Consider the following 18,651-nt stretch of genomic DNA (forward strand, 5'->3'; position numbering starts at 1 on the left):
TTAACCTACCATTTTACTCAAGTATTATTGGCCCGATTTTTTTGGGTTTTCCAGCGACGCCAGCATGCCGCGCAGGATGTTTAATTCCTGACTTTCCGGGCGTGCGCGGGTAAACAGACGGCGCAGTCGGTTCATCACCTGCCCCGGATGGGTTGGCCGAATAAAGCCACTTTCCTGCAGCGCTTTTTCGAGATGCACATAGAAACGCTCTAAGTCATCGACCAGAGGATAAGGCGCATCTTCCTCTTCTTTAGGCGCTTCCGGCTGTTCTTGCGTGGCGAGCCAGGCAATACGCACTTCGTAGGCGAGGATCTGCACCGCCATCGCGAGGTTAAGGGAGCTGTATTCCGGGTTCGCCTGGATAGCGACGTGATAATGGCACTTTTGCAGCTCTTCGTTGGTCAGGCCCACACGCTCGCGACCAAACACAATTGCCACCGGCGCGTGCTGCGCTTCGCTGATGCTTTTTAAACCGCATTCGCGCGGGTCCAGCATCGGCCACGGCAGAGTACGTGACCGCGCGCTGGTGCCGACCACCAGGCTGCATCCTGCCAACGCTTCATCAAGAGTATCGACGATGTGAGCATCGCCAATGACATCGCTGGCGCCAGCGGCCAGGGCGATGGCCTGGGAGTCCGGTTTTACCAGCGGATTGACCAGCCAAAGGTTAGTTAAGCCCATGGTTTTCATAGCACGAGCCACGGAGCCCATGTTGCCGGTATGCGAGGTTTCGACCAGCACGATTCGTACGTTTTGCAGCATTATCATTCATAGCCTGGGAAGAATATCGTAATATCTTATCATATCCCTGAGACATATTCCGAACGCTCTGCTATACTCCGCCGCGTTTTCCGTTCTTTAACATCCAGCGAGAGAGACCGATGCATCCGATGCTCAACATCGCCGTGCGTGCTGCACGCAAGGCGGGTAATTTAATTGCCAAGAATTACGAAACTCCAGACGCGGTTGAAGCTAGCCAGAAAGGCAGCAATGACTTCGTGACCAACGTCGATAAAGACGCCGAACGTCTGATTATCGAAGTAATTCGTAAATCTTACCCAAAACACACCATCATCACCGAAGAGTCCGGTGAACTGGCTGGGGAAGATCAGGATGTGCAATGGGTTATCGATCCGCTGGATGGCACCACCAACTTCATCAAACGTCTGCCACATTTCTCCGTCTCTATTGCTGTTCGCATCAAAGGCCGTACCGAAGTCGCGGTAGTTTACGATCCAATGCGTAACGAACTGTTCAGCGCCGTTCGCGGTCAGGGCGCCCAGCTTAACGGCTATCGCCTGCGCGGCAGCAACGCACGCGACCTGGACGGCACCGTTCTGGCCACCGGCTTCCCGTTCAAAGTGAAGCAGCATGCCACCTCTTACATCAACATCGTAGGCAAACTGTTCACCCAGTGTGCAGACTTCCGCCGCACCGGTTCCGCTGCGCTGGACCTGGCCTACGTTGCCGCTGGCCGCGTGGATGGTTTCTTCGAGATTGGCCTGAAGCCGTGGGATTTCGCCGCAGGAGAACTGCTGGCTCGTGAATCCGGCAGCATCGTTTGTGATTTCACCGGCGGTCATAACTACCTCACGACCGGGAACATCGTCGCCGGTAACCCACGCGTCGTGAAAGCCATGCTGGCAACCATGCGTGAAGAACTGAGCGACGCGCTGAAGCGCTAAGCTTTTTTGCCCCACCTTCTTTAATAAGAAGAGGCAGAAAGAAAAATCCCCTCAGCTTTACGGCGAGGGGATTTTTTTATGTCTAGTTAAACGTCCGTTCAGAAAGGCCGAATGCCTCTCGCCATCGGCTGCGCGCTCAGCCACATAATCAGCGCGGCCACTATCAGGATAATGCCCCCCGCCAGCGCGAGCGTAGACCAGCCGACCTGCCGCCACAGCGCAGGCGCCCGGTTCCCGCTTAAGCGAACTGCCAGCGCACGGAAGCTGTGCACCAGCAGTGCCAAACCTGAAATGGTGATCGAGGTGCCCGCCGCCATCGCCAGCGCAGACAGCACGCCCCAGCTGAAGACCCCGATAACCTTGCTGAACAGTAACACCATAATCGCGCCAGAACAGGGGCGCATTCCCATCGACAGGACAATCATCAGCCTGGCCCGCCAGTCGCTTCCGGCCGCCAGCTGTTTTTCGTCCGGGACGTGCTGATGCCCGCAGCCGCAGGTAGCATCATGGACATGATGCGGCGTAAACGAGGTGAATTTGGGTTTACGCCGCAGCTGAACGCGTAAACGCCCCAAAGCCCGCCAGCTCAGTAAAAGGCCCAGGATCCCGACAAGCAGGTAGCTGCCTTTCTCCAGCCAGAAGCTGCTGAGATGCAGCTGTCGAGATGGCAAGGCCAGGACGCCCAACACCACGACCACCAGCGCTATAGCGACCAGCCCCTGCAATAAAGAGGCGGCAAAGGTCAAACCAAGGCTGCTTTTAATCTTTGAGGGATGGGTCGCAAGCCAGGTGCCGATCACTATCTTGCCGTGCCCCGGCCCCAGCGCATGGAGCACACCATAGGCAAAACTGAAAGAGAGCAACGATAAGCCGGCACGAGAGGGGTCTTCCGCAACCTGGCGCAACAGGCCGCTTAATTCCTGATTGATTGAACGCTGCCAGCCGGCAGAGCTAAGCAGGATTTGCGGCCAGTAAATCCACAAAGCATAAAGCCCGGCGGCGGCGAGCAGGATAAACAGCACCAGCGGCCACAGATGGCCCCAGCGGCGAACGGGAGCCGTGACGGTGATTATTGACATGCCAGCGTCACCTCCTGAGCAAACTGTTTCCCTAAGTCCATGTCCTCCGGCGGGGCATCGGCTTTATCCAGCGACTGCGCGAACATCAGCGTCTCTTCGCTGGGTTTTGGCGTATGCACGGCAACCTTACAGCTTGAGGCCAGCTCCTGCGGCAGATGCACGTCTTCATCGTGGCCATAACTCATGTCGACAAAATAGGTCGGGTCGAAGGTTGAGAAACGGTATGTCTGCCCTTTCAGCGGCTGCGGATGGGCCAGCGGCAGAACAAACGTCAGCACCGCCTGATGATTGCTGCGGCTAAGGCCATATTCCGGCGGCAAATTGCCAAACTTCACTTTCTCTTTGTTATGCCAGAACTCGGTAAAATAGTGCTGGCCCAGCACGTTAGCCATCACTTCTGCGGCCAGCTTCTTCCACACCGGAGAACCCGGTTTCGCGTCGCCGGCGTCATACAACAGATCTGCTGAAGTAATCTCGTCCATCGTCCACTGCATTTTTAGCCCCGTCAGTTGCCCCTGAGCCACCACGGGTGTGGTAACGATGGAGATAAAACTATGGGGATGCGCCTGCACGCTCGCCGCTGAAAGCCCTGATAGCAGTATGGTTACTCCTTTCAGGCTGATTCTTTTGTCGCTCATGCTTCCCTCAAGATTTAAATTCTGTGAGCCAGCCGTAATTCCGTGATGAAAAACTAAAAAGGGCAATATATTGGCCGAAACCTTTAGCTATTCTTAACTTCTGACACCACATTGGGACAGCCAGATGATGACTTTACTGACGCCGCCACCCTCTGTGCTCTCCAGTTCGCAGCGCCGCTGCCACCTGCTCCTGATGCTCTATCTTCCAGAGCAGAGCGTTACGCCAGAGGTGATTTCCAGCCTTAATGGCGTGGATCAGAGGCAAACCCTGCAAGATATAGCCGACACGGGCCACGAGATCCAGAGTTATCACCGTCTCTCCCTGACTCAGCAGCAGGACGGCAGCTACCGGATTGAAGGCACAATCCTTGATCGTCGCCTCTGCCTGCTGCACTGGCTGCGACGCTCGCTGCGTCTTTGCCCGCAGTTTGTGCAACACCACTTTGGCCCGGCACTGAAGTCTCAGCTAAACCAACTGGGGCTTATCAAGGCGCTATATGACGAAACCAATTTACGTGCGCTGGTTAACCTGTGTGGGCGCCGCTTAAAAAGGCAGTACGACAGCCGGGACAGCCAGTTCCTGACGCTGTTCTTGCAGTATTGCCTGCACCAGCACCACTCCGGCAACGCGCCCGTCCTGACGCCACAGCAGCGAGAATGGAGTCAGCTGCGGCCTGAGTTTGCTGTCGCCCAGGAGATAGCTCGCCACTGGAAGCGCCGCGTGATGCAGCCGGCGAATGTCGACGAGCAACATTTCCTGGCCCTGCTGTTTCAACTGCTCAGGATCCCCGACCCCATTAATGACGAACACGAGCAGGATGCGCGTTTACATAACGAAATAGCGCGAATGATTGAACGCTTTCGCCGACAGGCCGGGCTCTCTTTTAGCGATGAACAGGGACTTAGCGACCAGCTTTATATTCACCTCGCCCAGGCGTTGAATCGCTGCCACTTTAATATCGGTATTGACCACAGCCTGCCCGAAGAGATAACTCGCCTCTATCCAAGGCTGATGAGAACCTCACGAGAGGTACTTGCGGATTTCGAACAGCATTACGGGATTCAATTGTCCGACGCGGAAGCGGGCCTGGTCGCGGTAATTTTTGGTGCCTGGTTAATGCAGGAAAGTGATATTCAGGAAAAACAGGTCTTACTGCTGACCGCCGACGATCGGGAGCTGGAGCAGAACATTGAGCAGCAACTGCGGGAACTGACCCTGCTGCCGCTTAATATTAAGCATCTGGCGGTGCAACAGTTTCAAAGCCAGGGCGCACCGCGTGAAGTGGTGTTGGTCATTACGCCCTACGCGACCTCGCTGCCGCTGTTTTCTCCCCCGCTCATTCACGCCACGCTGCCGCTGGGAGACAACCAGCAGCAGCGCATCAAAGCGCTGCTCGAAGCTTAGCTTTCCGCCACCGGGCTGACTGCGGTTACTTTTGGCCGCAGAAACAGCGCCGGAGCCGCCACCAGAGCCATAACCCAGAACATACCGCCCTGCAGATGCTGATAGAGGAAGCCCGAGAAAATCGTCATCACGGCGATACCACCGCCCATGGCAACGGCGGAGTAAACGGCCTGCAGGCGGATAACCTCCCCGCCTTTGCGGGCAGAGATATAGCGCATCGCCGCCAGGTGGCAAATCGTGAAGCTGCCGCAGTGCAGGATCTGCGCCACAATCAGCCACGGAAGTTCGGTGGTGCTTGCCATCAGGCTCCAGCGAACAATGCCGGTCACCGTGGACAGCAACAGCAAATCTCTGGCGCTCCAGCGGCGGAACAATTTGTTGCTGAGGGCAAAGATAACAATTTCCGCCACCACCCCCAGTGACCATAAATAGCCCACAACTGAAGCGGAATAACCTGCGCCCTGCCAGTAAATCGCGCTAAAACCGTAATACGCCGCATGCGCGCCTTGAAGCAGAGAAACACAGGCCAGAAAACGCCAGGCGCTGATAATCAGCCCTTTCCAGGCCGGCCAGCCCGCCGAAGCCTGATGCCGGGTTTCGCCCTGCGGCATAATGGAAGGCCGCAGCATCATGCCAATCAGCATCGACGCCGCGCCAATGGTCAGCAGCACCAGAATAGCCTGGGAACTGAACTCGCTCACCAGCTTGCCGGTAATGGCCGAACCGATAACAAACGCCAGCGATCCCCAGAGCCGCACCCGGCCATAATCCAGCGGCATTTGCCGCTGCCAGGTGCCCGCCAGCGCGTCGGTCAACGGCACCAGCGGCGAGAAAAACAGGTTAAAGCCCACCATCGTTAGCAGCAGCCAGAGCGCAGCATGGCCCAGCCAGAAACCGGCGGCAAAGATTAAGGTAGCCAGGGCCAATAGACGAAGGGCAAAAACAAGGCGGGAAGGATCGGTCACACGGGGGGCTAATAACAAACTGCCGAGGAAACGGGCGATTAACCCTGAGCCTAACAGCAATCCGATCGTTTCAGGGGGAAGTCCGACGCCTTTGAGCCAGACGCTCCAGAAGGGCAAAAACACGCCATAGCTAAAGAAGTAGGTAAAGTAACTGAGCGCCAGCCAGCGCGTGGAATGCAAAACCATGATCCCTCCCGTTTTGGAGGCGATAGTGTCGGGGATAGCCGGTCAGCATGCAAGCAAACATTAACAGCGCAATAACACACATCAAAATAAGGGGTATCACTTGCAGGCCGCCCTTTCAAAACTGAGTTAGCCAGGCGTTATTTCCCGGGACGAATGTTGGCTTTTCCGCAGAGCGATGGAGGTGGCGGGGAGAGTAAAATGATGCCCCAGGGAATGAGGCATCATGGAACAGTCTAAAGCGTTGTGACGCTAATCCTCATGCTCTGGCTAAGCGCCTCACCTTGTTTGAGCGTCTTTAACAGACCCCCGCCCGGCTGGTGGTGATCGTCAGGCGCATGGCTCATTGGCTCCAGGCAGAAGAAGTCAAAGTCATATCCCTCATCAAACTGAGGGTCGGAAACGAAGATGAAATAGCACGGAGCGGGAGGTTCGGTTTCCAGCATTAAAGCCGCCCCTTCCTGCGGATACTCAATCTTCGCTTTACCATTCCAGCCGGAGAACGCGTTATTCACCCAGCGACGCGGCAACGCGTTTGGCTGATTAAAATTGAGCACTTTTGGCAACTGAGTTTGAAATTCCCCCGCAAGCCACTGCTCCCGCTCAGGCCAATAGCCCGAAGCCTGTGCCTGAACGCGAGTTTGTGCGGTGAGGGGAAAATAAGGGTGCCAGCCGAGCCCGAACGGCAGCGGCTCTTTCCCTTTATTCGTCACCGTTAATGAAACCGTAATCGCGCCCTCAGAGAGCTGAAAAATCTGCTGAACGCTATAGCGGTATGGCCCCTCTGTATGGTGGTATTCCAGCCCCAACCTTTCGGGCGCCTCTTCCACGGGCTGCCAGAGATTCAGCCAGCCGTCGCCATGCAGATAGTGGCTATCCCATTCAACGTTAGGCTGGAGGTGGTAATTTTCCCCGGCGAATGAAAAAACGTTACCGCTTACCCGGTTGCCAAAAGGCACCAGCGGAAAACAGGAAGATTCCACCGCAACGCCGCTTTGCTTTCCGGGGCGCAGAACAGGGATTTTGCGCCCTGCATGCTGCCACCACAGGCCTTCAATCGCCCCTCCCTGGTCGGATACCAGCAGTTTCAGGCTTTCATTCTGTAAGGTAAATAAGGTCATGATCCGCCGCCTCAGTCCGGGAAGTTAATCACCACTTTTCCGCATTTGCCGCTCGCCATTAGCGCGTAGGCTTCGCCTGCCTGCTCCAGCGAGAAACGATGGGTAATAGCGCTGCGCGGATACAGTTTCCAGTCCGTCAGGTCGTGGGCGCACTTTTCCATGTGGTAGAGGCTGGTGACCCATGAGCCAATGATGCGGCGCTGATGGTGCATCAAGTCAGCGCTAACCTCAAACTCAACTTTTCCCGTTTCACCGATGTAAACCACTCGACCCCAATCCGCCGTGGACTGCAGGGCAAGCAGGCGGCCAGCGGCGTTGCCAGAGCAATCAAGCGCCACATCGGCGCCGCCGCGCGTCAGCTCAGCAACCAGCTCGGGCAGCCTTTCAGTTGTCGCCAGATAGCCGTGATCCATCAGGCCCAGTTTTTTTGCCGTTGCCAGCCTGTCCGGCAGCATATCAACGCCAATTATGCGCTTCGCCCCCCGCCCGCGAGCCAACATCATGGCCATCATGCCTACAGGGCCGAGCCCCACCACCAGCACATTGTCACTCCCGGAAACCTCGCCGCGCAAAATACCTTCATAGGCCGTCCCAACGCCGCAGCTGATAAAAGCGCCGTCCTCGTAGCTAAGTGCATCCGGCAGTTGGATCAGGTCTTTTTCTTCCGCCAGCAGATATTCGGCATGGCCACCGTCGCGCTGCCAGCCGTATGCCGCCTTGCCTTTTCCGGTACAGGAGATAGGGAACCCGCGGCGGCAGTTGGCGCAGAATCCGCAGCCTGAGATATGGTAGACCAGTACCCTGTCACCCTCTTTAAAGTGTCGACAGCCTTCGCCCGTCGCCACGATTTGCCCGCACGGCTCATGGCCGTTGATAAATCCCTGATAAAGCGGCTTATCGGGCGCGGCGGCCGTGGCACGGTGCTGATGGTAGATGTAATGCACATCGCTCCCGCAAATACCTGACGACTTCATTTTCAACAGAACCTGGTTAATCCCTGGCTTTGGAACGGCAACTTCCCGCAGTTCGACGGTAGAGTTACCCGGTAGATAGGCTGCCAGCATCGTTTTCATTATTCCCTCGTCTTACATAAGATAAAAAGTGTTCCCGCCTGTATGGCAGAAAACCCGAATAACATCAGCGCCTTGCTTTGTTGTTTCGCTGAGTGAGCAGGATGTTCGCCAGCACCGCCACCACGATAATGGCGCCGCGCACCACCTGCTGGAAAAAGGAGTTGATGCCGAGCAGCACCAGGCCGTTGCCAATCAATGTAATAACCAGCACCCCGAGGAGCGTCCCCAGCAGCGAGCCTCGCCCGCCGGAAAGCGCCGTACCACCGACAACCACCGCGGCAATCACGTCAAACTCCAGGCCATTGGCGGCGCCCGCATTCCCTGACCCAAGCCGGGCGGCAAGCAAAATCCCCGTAATGGCGGCCAGCAGGCCGGAGAGCGTAAAGATCATGATGCGTACGCGTTTAACGTTGATGCCGCACAGCTGCGCCGCCGCTGCGTTGCCGCCGATGGCAAAGACCGAGCGGCCAAAGGCCGTTTTACGACTAATAAAAACAAACAGAGCAAACAGCAGCATCATGATGACGGCGGAAACCGGCAGGCCTAAAATCTGACCGCCAAACCAGTCCAGAACGGGGTTTTCGTCAATGGGCACCGGTAGCGCGTTGGTCATGAATAATCCCATCCCACGCAGGGCACTCCACAGCCCCAGGGTCGCCACGAAGCTCGGCACATTGAACACCCCGCGCAGAACGCCAGCCAGCGTGCCCAACAGCGCACCGAGTAAAAGCACCAGCAGACAGGCAATCCCCAGTGGAACCTGGAACTGCAGTAAAAACGCCAGGCATACGGAGATAAAGGCCACCATAGGCCCAACGCTGACGTCAATTTCACCGGAGATAATGATGAGCGTCATCGCCCAGGCTGCAATACCGATAGTGGCCGCATCCCGCAGAACGTTCATCTGGTTATTCAAGGAGATAAAACCTGGCGCATTGAAAGAAAACGCCAGATAGAGAATGGCAATCACCACCAGCAGACCGATCACGTTAATGTGACGGCTAACGAACTGCTTCAGCGATGCGTTTTTGCCTTGCGGCAACGTGAGAGACGAGGCTGACATCTTAAAATTCCCCTGTAGGTTCATCAGTGCACAGACAAAAGGGCGGACATCAGTTCGTCCACGCTGACGGGAGACCGGAACTCTTTGCTGAAAGTGCCGTGCTGCAGCAGCAAAATTCGGTCGCATACGAGAGGAAGCTCTTCCACCTCGCTTGAAATGAACACGACGCTCTTTCCTTCCTGCGCCAGCTCCCGGACGATACGATAAATCTGCTGCTTGGCTTCGATGTCCACACCGCGCGTGGGCTCATCTAACAGCAGAACCTGACTTTGGGCGTAGACCCAGCGGCCAATAACCACCTTTTGCTGATTGCCCCCCGAGAGCGTGCCGATGGCCGTTTCGCTGTTGGCAGCCTTCACGCTCATCCGCCGCATGATCTCTTCCGTGAGGCGACGAATTTTGTCCCATTGAAGGACGCCTCTTTTACTCACCCGGCTGCGGTTAGTGATCACGGTATTTTCATTGACGCCAAGCAAAGGAATGATCCCCGCTTCTTTGCGGTTTTCTGGTGTGTAACCCACCCCGCGCCGCAGCATATCCGCGTAATCGGGACGCTTTAGCATTTCACCATTGAGAACAATTTCACCGCTATCAAAAGGCTCGAGCCCGATAAGTGACTTCAGCAGTTCACTACGTCCGGCGCCAAGCAGCCCGGCAATCCCCAGAACTTCGCCACGCTTTAGCGTCATGGAAATATCCCTGAGCTGGGGAAGACGCTGCAACCCGCGAATCTCCAGCACCGGCTCGCCATTCGCAGCGGCTATTGAGACAGGAGGATGCTTTTGGGTTTCATGCCCGAGCATCAGGGTGACAATATGCTGGGTCGAAGTGCTGCCGAGAGAAACGTCGCCCGCGACCTGGCCATCGCGCATGATCGTGGCCGAAGTAGCGATACGCCGAATTTCCTCCATGCGGTGGCTAACGTAGATCACCGCAATACCCAGGGCGGACATTTTACGCACGGCTTCAATCACCAGCTCCACTTCAGCGTTGGCGAGGGAACTGGTGGGCTCATCAAGGATCACCACGCCAGGCTCTCCCTCCATAACACGGGCAATCTCCACCAGCTGTTTTTGCGCGGGGCTAAGGCTTTCAACCAGCACTTCAGGGTCAATTTCTACACCGAGCGTCTGCAGGCTTTTTTTCGCCTGATGCACCATCCGTGTATTGTCGATTGCGCCGCGCCGCCGGGGCCAGTTGCCCAGGCAAAGGTTTTCCGCCACTGTCAGGCCGTCGACGAGACTTAGCTCCTGATAAACGGCCCTAACGCCGAGGGAAGATGCCTGCCGGGTCAGAGACGCATCTCTGCCTTCAAGGCGCTTTCCTCCCAGTAACACCTCGCCGCTATCCAGCCGTTCGCTGCCGGTCAGCATGCGAATTAACGTTGATTTCCCGGCCCCGTTTTTTCCCAGCAGAGCTCTCACCTCGCCTTTATGGAGGGTGAAATTGACGTTATCCATGGCAACCACGCCCGGATAGCGTTTATGACCAGCAATAATTTGCGCGACGGGCAGCGGCCCGATTTTTTCTGTTGTCATAGCTGCAGACCTCGACAAAGATAAGTGACCGCTACGGTAAACCATCAACGTGCGTGGCCAGCCACTGCTTGCCGTCTTCTGCCTTGCTGTATAAATCGATCGGCACCTGAGTGATTTTCTCTTTAGGCGGATTTTTGTTAATGACGTCTACCGTCTGGGCAAATACGGCATTGCCCATTTTCTTACCGGAAATATCCACCACCGCCTTCAGCACCTGGTTATTCTGCAATTCCTGGGCTATTTCGGTGGTCATGTCTGAGCCGAATACGGCAATCTTCCCGACCTTATTTTGATTACGCACGGCTTTAACGGCGCCGAGTGTTGCCCCGCCTGACTCGCCCATAATGGCGTCGAGATTTTGACTCGAGACAATTAATTTCTCGCCAACGGAAATCGCTTTATCAAGCACGGTGCCTTCCTGGTTAGCGACAATTTGCATCCCCGGAACGCGCGCTTTCAGCGCCTCCTCAAAACCTTTCCGGCGCTGAACGCACACTTCGAAGGCTTCGCAGTTAATAATGGCGATTTTCGGCGCGGCAATATTGTGTGCAATAAAGTAGTCGGCGGCGGCATTCCCGAGCTTTTTACCAAACTCCAGCGGGTCGCCAACCAGATAGGCGGAGATGTATGTTTCTACGCCCTTTTGATTAATACAGGTGTTGTAACAAATAACCGGAATCCCCGCTTCGCTTGCGCGGCGAATGGTACGGGTGCTGCCATTTTCCGAAACGGCAGAAAGAATAATTGCGTCCACGTTTCTGGCAACCAGCGTGTCAACGAATGAGCTTTCTTTAGAAATATCTCCCTGGGCGTTAGTTTCGATTAACTGCACCTTGACGTCCGAAGATTTGGCCGCATCCTGTACGCCCTGGCGAACGCCTGCATAATATCCCTGAGTGTCGAGATAGATGGCTCCCACGGTTATCTCTTTCCCGGCGGCAAGGCTCGCGGAAGAGGCGCTTAATAGCATCAGCACGGCAAAAAACGATTTTCTGGTGAGTCGGGACATATTTGTCTCCTGTAGGGTAACTATTTATTATTATTACTTTTTCATGGCCCACCGCTCCTGACGCTGCGGGGGCCATGAAACATGACATACTTAAAGCATTTCGCGCTGAGCGACGCGCTTGCCGCTCATAAATTTCAGTTAACGGTGTTCAGTGAACAAGGTGCTGCAGGAAAGAGAACGTCCGTTGAATCAGCGGCGCTCCCGGCCATACCGGGTTCATTTCCTCAAGGGCCTGACAGGCTTTACGGTAGCCAGATTCATCACCTCTACCTGCCGCCGCCAGCGTCTCCACCAGCAGGCATTTCTCTTTATGCTGCTGCTGAAGATCGCCATACAATGCCAGTAAATCGGGCTGAGAAACGGCAAAAAAGTCAGCCTCAACCGGCGAGCGCATCATGTTTTCCGCCCAACGTTGCATCTCACTGAATAACCGATCGGCGGTCGCCTTTTCACCCAGCAGATGCAGCGCCATACCTTGCCAGAAGAGATAGCCCACGGGCTGATCGTTATAATAGCTGTGCACGTTAATTGAGCGGTCACCCAGGGCAGCCTTACGCAGACAGCGTTCAGCTTCGTCTCGCTGGCCGCGCTGCTGTGCGCACACGCCCAGCCAGAACCAGATATCGTTGTCGGTTTGTCCAGGCAAACGCCCTTCACTCAGGTTATCCGTGTAGTGAAGCGCCGCGTTGAGCACTTCGGCAGCTTGCTCCGGCTGCTGGCGCTCAATGAGCGTCCAGGCACGCAGCAGATGGTTGAGGATAAATTGCCCGGTTATCTTGCCTTCGCCCCCCTCCCACGGATGGAATTTACGGCTGGCGAGAATTTTTTCCGCCTCCGCCGTTTTGCCGCACTGATGCCACAAACTCAGCAACTCTGCGGTCATATCATCGCGCCCCAGAGCACAGGGAAGGTTTGCCTCCAGCCGTGCCAGCCGGGTTTCCGGAGCAACAGCGGTTAGCTTATCCAGCAGATCGCGTTCAAAGAGCAGCCGGGAATCATTCGGCTGGAGCTTACAGGCCGTATCCATGTAGCTTGCGGCCTGTCGGGCATCCTGATGTTTATTCCAGGCGTGAATGGCGAGGCCGCGCCAGGCGTCAGCAAAATCAGGCTGCATCTGTGTGCATCGCTGCCAGAGAGCAATCGCTTTTTCATAACTACGTTTGCTGTAGTGGAAACAAGCGAGCAGGTGATGCGCAAAGTAGCACTCGTCGATTTTTTCCAGCGCCGCCACCTCATCAAGCGTATTAGGGAAGCGGACAAAAGCAGGGAAAACGCTGCGGGCCTGGGCAATGAGTTGCTCGCGCCCGGCCTGGGAAAGCAGGCTCGCCTGCAGGTAAAGCGGCAGCGTGCGCTGAATGTTCAACACTTCCAGCACGCCCTCAGCCAGGTCGCGCATCCCCCAACTAAGCAGTTGGCCCGCCGTGAGCAAGGCGTTGATATCACGTCCACCGCACAGCCCCCGCCACTGGGCGATAGCTGCCTCGCTGCCCTCGCAGTAAGCCTTCAACCAGCTTAACGTTGGGTTCAGCGGATAGTCTTTAAGGTGTTGCTCACGTTCTTTAGCCGACCGCGTTACCTGGCCGCTGAGCTGAAGCAGAAGATTTTCAAGGCAAATGACCTCCTGGTTACCCGGCGTCGCTCGCAGGCTTTGACGGCAGAAATCTAACCCCGCGTCATAACGCTTCTCACGGGCACATAGCCGGGCCAGACCATAAAATGCAGCGGCTTTTGAATTACCGCTCCACGTCGCGCGCCAGAAATCGTCCTCCGCCGCCTTCCAGTTCTCCTGACGCTCAAAGGCGCTTGCCCGAATCAGGCTAGCCTGCCCGCACTGTGGGTTTTTGTTGAGTTGATGCGCACGCTGAAGCGCCTGGGTGGCGTAACTCTGGCAACGGACGTAATCCGCACGATTATATTCGAGCACGGCCAGGGCAAGGTTGCAGCGATAATCCAGCGGGTCCAGTTCAATGCCACGCAGGTAGTAATCGAAGGGCGAGCGGCTCGCATGATGGTACTGCTCAAGGTGCTGTCCGATGAACCATGCTTCATCCACGCTGGTAATATCCGACGCGCAAAGCGGCGCCTTCGCAACTTCTGGCAATGGCACCTCCTGAGGCTGGTGCTCCCGGTAGCCAATCACTTCTCTGTTTTGCCGGTCAACAAGCGCCAGGGTAAGCCGCCCCGCAGCAAGCTCATTTAGCGAACCGCGCAGAACGTTGCCAGGCTCAAGGTCTATGGCCTGGTTAAGCAGCGGCACCTCACCGCCTTCTTGACTGATGAGTAAGCGATGCCCAACGAGAGGCGAAATAGCGTAAATCCCCCACTCAATGCCTGCCTGAGTGCGCTCAAGCTTAATAACGACATCTTCTGAGGCATTCTGCACCACGCCAAGAGAATGGTATGGGAGGAAATACTGAACGAAGCGCTTTTCTTCAAACGCGTCCAGCCAGGTAAAGTCCGGCTGATTATCGGCGTAAATGCCGGTCATCAGCTCAATATAAGGGCCATTGTCATCAGTCAGATTACGATCCCACGCCTGGCCGAATTCGCTATATCCCCAGCTCCACTGTTTTTTGCCCGGCGCGATATGATGATCGGCTACATGGAGCAGCCCGCCGTCTTCATCGTGGCTCCAGGCGCCGACAAAGTCATACTCAGATTTTTCGGCCATGTAAGAAGTTGGTACTGGAACATTTTTATAGCGCGAGATATCCACACCTGCGGAGTAATCCACTTTGTAATAGGTGCCGGTGGCAATCGGGAATGTCGAAACGGCGCGTTTGCCGTGGTCAAATACCGCGGTGACATCGGGTGGGAAGACACTTTGGTGCCCGTCCCCGCCCTTAACCGCCGGATTAGCCCACCACAGAAAATGACGCGGTGTGGGGTTGGCGTTGTACACGCGGCTGGCGATTTCAAGGGCCGCACGCTGCGGCCTGAGGGTGAACCCGGTCATCACCTGCAGCCCGTGCATAGGTTCTGTTTCCCCGACCCAGACGATTTTCGCCCCGTCGTCGCACTCTTCAATACTGAAATCCACCGGCATATAGGTAGTTGGACGGTGGTGCTGAGGCCAGTTAAATTCAATGCCGCCTGAAATCCACGGCCCCAGCAGCCCCACTAAAGCGGGTTTAATGACGTCATTGTGATAGACGAAATCACGCTGTTTGATCTTGTCCCAGGCGCGATGAACGCGGCCCCCCAGCTCCGGTAGGATCATGACTTTTAGATAATCATTTTCCAGCCATACCGCCTGCCAGGTTTTCATGATTTTTGTGTCGCTAAGCGTGTCCGTCACGCCGTAGGGATAAACGACGCCAGAAGATCCCTGATAAACACGATTCTCCAGAAACATGGGATGGACATCCTGCGGACCGGTTTCATAGGTCGGAATACTTACGGTTTCTTGCCAAACTTTTACTGGTTCCATGTCGCCCTCAATATTAACAAGACATACTAAAAATGAAGATTTCAGGCAGTCTAATGGACACCAGCGCGGTGTTTTTGCACAATCATCACGCAAGTAAGTTAACGAGGTTTAGTGAAATGAAAACCTGCATCAGCAATCAGCACATCCGTCATTACAATAAATGCGTCATTCTGGAGCACCTGTACCGGGAAAAACGTGCCACCAAATCAACGCTCGCAAGGCTTACGCAAATCTCCATTCCTGCGGTAAGCAATATCCTTGGCGAGCTGGAAAGTGAAAAACGGGTGTTGAACATACAGGAAAATAATTCCCTGAGAGGGCGCAGCGGCGGTACGTGGCTTATCGCCCCGGAGGGGGACTGGACGCTGTGCATGAACATTACGCCTACCAGCATTGAGTGCCAGCTGGCTAACGCCTGCCTGAGCCCAAAGGGAGAATTTGAACGCTACAGCATTGAAGCACCGACGCCAAAAGCGCTGATTGCAGAAATTGAAAAATGCTGGCATCGCTACCGAAGAGCAAAGCCAGGCTGCACAATCAATCTCGCCCTGGCGATACATGGGCAGGTTGATCCGGTGACCGGCGTGTCGCAAACCATGCCTCAGGCTCCCTGGAAAGAACCGATAGAGCTTAAGTACCTGCTAGAAGAGAAGCTAAATATCCGGGTGATGGTGGACAACGACTGCGTGATGCTTGCCCTGGCCGAGAAGTGGCAAAACTCAGGAAACAGGCAGGATTTTTGCGTAATTAACGTCGACTACGGCATTGGTTCGTCGTTTGTGATCAACGGACAAATCTATCGCGGCAATCTGTACGGCAGCGGGCAAATTGGCCACACCATCGTTAACCCCGATGGTATGGCGTGCGACTGCGGGCGCTATGGCTGCCTGGAAACGGTGGCTTCACTCAGCGCACTGAAAAAACAGGCTCGAATTTGGCTCAAAACACATCCTGAGGCACAGCAGCACGATCCGGAAAAACTCACTTCCCGGCAGTTACTTCAGGCGCTTCATGCCGGCGATGAAAGGGTCGCTCGCTGGGTTGAAGATTCGGCCAATGCGATTGGTCTTAGTCTGTATAATTTCCTTAATATTCTCAATATTAACCAGATCTGGTTCTATGGCCGCAGCTGTGAGTTCGGCGAAAACTGGCTGAACGCCATTAAACAGCGCATTGGTTTCAATCCGTTCGACCATGGCGATGGCCTGAAAAGTAATGCCACGCAAATAAACTTCGGGCAACTCACCCGCGCCCAGCAGGTGATGGGGATAGGCTATTTGTATGCCGAGACGGCGCTAATGGAATAAACTGGCCAATAACGCTTATGATAATAACCTCCCTTATTGAAAGGACGCCAAAATGCTGCTAAATGCGCTGGAGAAATGGCTCAAACAGCATCTTCCTGAAATAGCCGCCGATCTTAATCCCGGTGTGGATGAACACCTGCTGGATACCTTTTCAAGGCGTTTAAATGCGCCACTGCCCGACGCCTTTAAAGCGCTTTATCGCTGGCATAATGGGCAAAGAATGGCTATTCATTCTGGCCCCTGGTATGGGCTAAGTTTTCTCACGTTAGAGCAAGTGATAAAGGAGCTTGATGACTGGCAGTCGGTTATTGCCGGTTTGCCATCTGAAGAGTTGCGGGAAATGAATGCCACAATGTCCTCCACGCCGCCGGGTTTCGTGAAGTGTGAATATAGCAACCCATTGTGGATCCCTTTTGCATACGACTATGGCGGTAACTATTTGGGAATCGATTTGGCTCCCGGTATGAAAGGGCATTACGGGCAGGTGATTAATTTTGGCCGGGATGAAAAAAGGAAAATTGCGGTGGCTCCCGACCTAAACAGCTTCATTATGTGGATGCTTAAAGAACTCAAATTAGGGAACGTAAATATTCGTGAAGAAGAAGATGGAGGTCGAAGTTTCAATACTCTTCATCCTGAGAAATATCATTTCCTGGACTCTCTGGCGGGAATGTTTCCTGCTCAAAAATAACGCTATAGGATGAAGATTCACTCAGCTTATCCTACCTGTAAAATACCCTGTCAATGCGTTTTGAGAACAGGAAGTAAGGGATCCCGAGAACAACGCCGGCCACCGCGTAACCAATATCCAGAATCGCAGGGGCGGGAATCTCGATCCCAAACAGCCAGGCAGGGATCCACAGCAGGCAAAACAGGTAAACAAAGTTGTAGGCAAACTGAGGGATGATAATTTCCCGAATGCCTTTTCTTCGGGTAAAGAAACACCAGCTCGCCGCAAGCGTTAGCGTCAAACCAATGACCAGAACCACAATCCCCATCAGCAGGTAGTAGTGATAAATCCAGTCAAGATGCGAGTTACTCAACGCTGTGGCGACAAAAAAATAGAGCGCATAGGGCACACAGACCAGACTCACCAGCAACCAAAGCGCAGCGGCATAAAGCCAGCCGTCAATTTTTCCGTCTTTTGGGGCTTCACAAGTGGTGCCCGGTCCGGAGCAATGATCCCCTTCCGGGTGCTGCCCTTGCTCATGCTTCATGATTGCCCCGCCTCCCGCTGAAAAAACAATTCTACACCGCCTGAATCAAACAACTAGAGAGTCGTAAAATAAAAAACATTCATTAACACAAACAACGTGGTAGAGGCACAACGGCAATGGCAGGCTTGGGTTTTGTGTATTAACTTTAACTTGAGTCCACTACAGGCGAACCCGCTATGAACACACTACGCTACTTCGATTTTGGTCAATCTCGTGCCCTGATCCTGCTTATTGCCCGTATTGCGTTGATTCTGCTGTTCATTATTTTCGGCTTGCCGAAGATCAGCGGATTCAGCGGCACCGTGGCCTATATGGAGCATCTTGGAACGCCACTCCCTACGCTTGCCGCCGCGATTGCGGTGTTTATGGAAGTTGTTGCCGCTATCCTGGTCATCATCGGGTTCTTTACCCGCCCGTTGGCTATTTTGTTTGTGTTTTATACCCTCGGCACGGCGGTTATCGGCCACCATTACTGGAGTATGACCGGGGATGCCGTAATGCCTAATATGATTAATTTCTATAAAAACATCAGCATAGCCGGTGGATTCCTGCTGCTGGCGGTGACCGGCCCTGGGGCTATTTCCGTCGATAAGCGTTAAACATATCCCCCGCTCAAAGGCCGCTTATGCGGCCTTTTTCATTTGTCCCGTCACTCATTTTACTTGATACGCTTCAGCTCACAATTTCGTAACATTCTTTTCCAGGCTGACGGCCTCTATCGTGTCAAAAACATCCCTTTAACGGTCATTTGTTTCTTTATTGTTAATTATATGTTTAAAGAAAAGACTGAAATTAACACTACCATGTCCGTCCAGTTTAAAAAAACATCATATATTTAACTATTTTTTAACCAAATCAGATCTAAAAAGAAACAATAATGGGCTTGTATCACATTTAGAAAAACTGCGATTCATTCCCTCTTCCCTTCGTTGCTAGTC

General features: G+C 54.4%; 15 protein-coding genes and 1 pseudogene. 5 read left to right on the forward strand and 11 right to left on the reverse strand.

The window, feature by feature from the left end; translation table 11 throughout:
• Window positions 1-24: 24 nt before the first annotated feature.
• Window positions 25-762, reverse strand: coding sequence for a tRNA (cytidine/uridine-2'-O-)-methyltransferase (locus VW41_17215; protein ID AJZ92011.1), 738 nt, complete (start codon window positions 760-762; stop codon window positions 25-27).
• Between the two features lie 119 nt (window positions 763-881).
• Between VW41_17215 and VW41_17220 the strand changes: the two genes are divergently transcribed.
• Window positions 882-1,685: an inositol monophosphatase gene (locus VW41_17220; protein AJZ90646.1), complete on the forward strand. Its 804-nt coding sequence runs from the start codon at window positions 882-884 to the stop codon at window positions 1,683-1,685.
• A 98-nt stretch (window positions 1,686-1,783) separates the two neighbouring features.
• Here VW41_17220 and VW41_17225 read toward each other — a convergent pair whose 3' ends face one another.
• Entirely contained in the window at window positions 1,784-2,764 is a 981-nt protein-coding gene (locus VW41_17225; protein ID AJZ90647.1) for a nickel transporter, read from the reverse strand.
• Window positions 2,755-3,402, reverse strand: coding sequence for a membrane protein (locus VW41_17230; protein ID AJZ90648.1), 648 nt, complete (start codon window positions 3,400-3,402; stop codon window positions 2,755-2,757). Before VW41_17230 ends, VW41_17225 begins: the two co-directional genes overlap by 10 nt.
• 124 nt (window positions 3,403-3,526) lie before the next feature.
• Here VW41_17230 and VW41_17235 point away from each other — a divergent pair, with 124 nt between their 5' ends.
• Window positions 3,527-4,807 carry a stationary phase inducible protein CsiE gene (locus VW41_17235; protein AJZ90649.1) on the forward strand — a complete coding sequence of 427 codons (1,281 nt, stop codon included), beginning with the start codon at window positions 3,527-3,529 and terminating at the stop codon, window positions 4,805-4,807.
• Here VW41_17235 and VW41_17240 read toward each other — a convergent pair.
• The 7 genes from VW41_17240 to VW41_17270 all read right to left on the reverse strand — a co-directional run bounded on the left by VW41_17240 (window position 4,804) and on the right by VW41_17270 (window position 15,189).
• The gene (locus VW41_17240) at window positions 4,804-5,958 is read right to left on the reverse strand and encodes a 3-phenylpropionic acid transporter (protein AJZ90650.1); all 1,155 of its coding nucleotides are present in this window, start codon (window positions 5,956-5,958) and stop codon (window positions 4,804-4,806) included. The two genes, VW41_17235 and VW41_17240, sit on opposite strands and share 4 nt — an antisense overlap.
• A gap of 233 nt (window positions 5,959-6,191) precedes the next feature.
• A complete protein-coding gene (locus tag VW41_17245) occupies window positions 6,192-7,076 on the reverse strand; it encodes a hypothetical protein (GenBank protein AJZ90651.1) in 885 nt (294 codons plus the stop codon).
• 11 nt (window positions 7,077-7,087) lie between these two features.
• On the reverse strand, window positions 7,088-8,149 hold the full coding sequence (locus VW41_17250) for an alcohol dehydrogenase (protein ID AJZ90652.1): 1,062 nt from the start codon (window positions 8,147-8,149) through the stop codon (window positions 7,088-7,090).
• Window positions 8,150-8,213: 64 nt separating this feature from the next.
• Window positions 8,214-9,212 (reverse strand): sugar ABC transporter permease, encoded by a 999-nt coding sequence (locus VW41_17255; protein ID AJZ90653.1) that lies wholly within the window; start codon window positions 9,210-9,212, stop codon window positions 8,214-8,216.
• A 23-nt stretch (window positions 9,213-9,235) separates the two neighbouring features.
• Window positions 9,236-10,750: a heme ABC transporter ATP-binding protein gene (locus VW41_17260; GenBank protein ID AJZ90654.1), complete on the reverse strand. Its 1,515-nt coding sequence runs from the start codon at window positions 10,748-10,750 to the stop codon at window positions 9,236-9,238.
• Window positions 10,751-10,781: 31 nt separating this feature from the next.
• Window positions 10,782-11,759, reverse strand: coding sequence for a sugar ABC transporter substrate-binding protein (locus VW41_17265; protein ID AJZ90655.1), 978 nt, complete (start codon window positions 11,757-11,759; stop codon window positions 10,782-10,784).
• Between the two features lie 148 nt (window positions 11,760-11,907).
• A complete protein-coding gene (locus VW41_17270) occupies window positions 11,908-15,189 on the reverse strand; it encodes a hypothetical protein (protein ID AJZ90656.1) in 3,282 nt (1,093 codons plus the stop codon).
• Window positions 15,190-15,305: 116 nt separating this feature from the next.
• Here VW41_17270 and VW41_17275 point away from each other — a divergent pair, with 116 nt between their 5' ends.
• Together VW41_17275 and VW41_17280 are read left to right on the forward strand one after the other, a co-directional pair.
• Entirely contained in the window at window positions 15,306-16,496 is a 1,191-nt protein-coding gene (locus VW41_17275; GenBank protein ID AJZ92012.1) for a hypothetical protein, read from the forward strand.
• A 52-nt stretch (window positions 16,497-16,548) separates the two neighbouring features.
• The gene (locus VW41_17280) at window positions 16,549-17,187 is read left to right on the forward strand and encodes a beta-1 3-glucan biosynthesis protein (GenBank protein AJZ90657.1); all 639 of its coding nucleotides are present in this window, start codon (window positions 16,549-16,551) and stop codon (window positions 17,185-17,187) included.
• Between the two features lie 31 nt (window positions 17,188-17,218).
• On the opposite strand, the pseudogene VW41_17285 reads toward VW41_17280, so the two are convergent.
• A pseudogene (locus VW41_17285) lies at window positions 17,219-17,482 on the reverse strand (hypothetical protein).
• A 407-nt stretch (window positions 17,483-17,889) separates the two neighbouring features.
• On the opposite strand from VW41_17285, the gene VW41_17290 reads away from it, so the two are divergent.
• The gene (locus tag VW41_17290) at window positions 17,890-18,312 is read left to right on the forward strand and encodes a membrane protein (GenBank protein ID AJZ90658.1); all 423 of its coding nucleotides are present in this window, start codon (window positions 17,890-17,892) and stop codon (window positions 18,310-18,312) included.
• The last annotated feature ends 339 nt before the right edge of the window (window positions 18,313-18,651 follow it).

The organism is Klebsiella michiganensis (assembly GCA_000963575.1).
Classification (GTDB): Bacteria; Pseudomonadota; Gammaproteobacteria; order Enterobacterales; family Enterobacteriaceae; genus Cedecea; species Cedecea michiganensis_A.

What these genes read in the sequence shown, in the direction of transcription:
- VW41_17215 (AJZ92011.1), bottom strand. Translation starts at nt 762, where the DNA reads ATGCTGCAAAACGTACGAATCGTGCTGGTCGAAACCTCGCATACCGGC.
- VW41_17220 (AJZ90646.1), top strand. Translation starts at nt 882, where the DNA reads ATGCATCCGATGCTCAACATCGCCGTGCGTGCTGCACGCAAGGCGGGT.
- VW41_17225 (AJZ90647.1), bottom strand. Translation starts at nt 2,764, where the DNA reads ATGTCAATAATCACCGTCACGGCTCCCGTTCGCCGCTGGGGCCATCTG.
- VW41_17230 (AJZ90648.1), bottom strand. Translation starts at nt 3,402, where the DNA reads ATGAGCGACAAAAGAATCAGCCTGAAAGGAGTAACCATACTGCTATCA.
- VW41_17235 (AJZ90649.1), top strand. Translation starts at nt 3,527, where the DNA reads ATGATGACTTTACTGACGCCGCCACCCTCTGTGCTCTCCAGTTCGCAG.
- VW41_17240 (AJZ90650.1), bottom strand. Translation starts at nt 5,958, where the DNA reads ATGGTTTTGCATTCCACGCGCTGGCTGGCGCTCAGTTACTTTACCTAC.
- VW41_17245 (AJZ90651.1), bottom strand. Translation starts at nt 7,076, where the DNA reads ATGACCTTATTTACCTTACAGAATGAAAGCCTGAAACTGCTGGTATCC.
- VW41_17250 (AJZ90652.1), bottom strand. Translation starts at nt 8,149, where the DNA reads ATGAAAACGATGCTGGCAGCCTATCTACCGGGTAACTCTACCGTCGAA.
- VW41_17255 (AJZ90653.1), bottom strand. Translation starts at nt 9,212, where the DNA reads ATGTCAGCCTCGTCTCTCACGTTGCCGCAAGGCAAAAACGCATCGCTG.
- VW41_17260 (AJZ90654.1), bottom strand. Translation starts at nt 10,750, where the DNA reads ATGACAACAGAAAAAATCGGGCCGCTGCCCGTCGCGCAAATTATTGCT.
- VW41_17265 (AJZ90655.1), bottom strand. Translation starts at nt 11,759, where the DNA reads ATGTCCCGACTCACCAGAAAATCGTTTTTTGCCGTGCTGATGCTATTA.
- VW41_17270 (AJZ90656.1), bottom strand. Translation starts at nt 15,189, where the DNA reads ATGGAACCAGTAAAAGTTTGGCAAGAAACCGTAAGTATTCCGACCTAT.
- VW41_17275 (AJZ92012.1), top strand. Translation starts at nt 15,306, where the DNA reads ATGAAAACCTGCATCAGCAATCAGCACATCCGTCATTACAATAAATGC.
- VW41_17280 (AJZ90657.1), top strand. Translation starts at nt 16,549, where the DNA reads ATGCTGCTAAATGCGCTGGAGAAATGGCTCAAACAGCATCTTCCTGAA.
- VW41_17290 (AJZ90658.1), top strand. Translation starts at nt 17,890, where the DNA reads ATGAACACACTACGCTACTTCGATTTTGGTCAATCTCGTGCCCTGATC.